Source organism: Neobacillus cucumis (genome assembly GCF_023715505.1).
Genome location: NZ_JAMBOH010000108.1, coordinates 1 through 454 on the forward strand (window position 1 = coordinate 1; position 454 = coordinate 454).

Sequence of the window (454 nt, forward strand, 5' to 3'; positions counted from 1 at the left end):
GCTTGACCGCGCGCTTCGCGAGCGCCGAATCCGGATCGACCGACTTCATCGATTCGGGCAGATAGACGATCTCGCGCACCACCGCGGCATCCGTACGGATGCCGACCTTGCCGAACGGCGCGTCGATGACTGCGTTGAACATTGCCTTCTCCTGACCGGGGGATGCGCGCGGCCCTGCCCGCGCGCCGACGACACTTTACGCCGCCTTCACGCGGCTCGCAGCGCCCATTCGACATGCTCGCGCACGAGCGGCGACGGATCGTCGGCCCGGGCGCGCAGCGCGGCGACGATCGCGTCGCGCGCCGCCGGCGAGAGCCGGTCCGCACCCGCGCGCAGCGCATTGCCGAGCCCGACCGCGAGATTGCGCAGCCAGCTTTCGTAGCCGATGCGCCGGATCGCACTGCCCTGCATCCGCGTGTCGAACGTGTCGGCATCCCACGCGAACAGCTCGACG

Annotated in this window: 1 protein-coding gene; it reads right to left on the reverse strand. The window is 70.3% G+C overall.

The window, feature by feature from the left end; translation table 11 throughout:
- Positions 1–207: 207 nt before the first annotated feature.
- The coding region (locus M3226_RS31615; protein ID WP_251573433.1) for a hypothetical protein at positions 208–454 on the reverse strand (247 nt) is incomplete at its 5' end.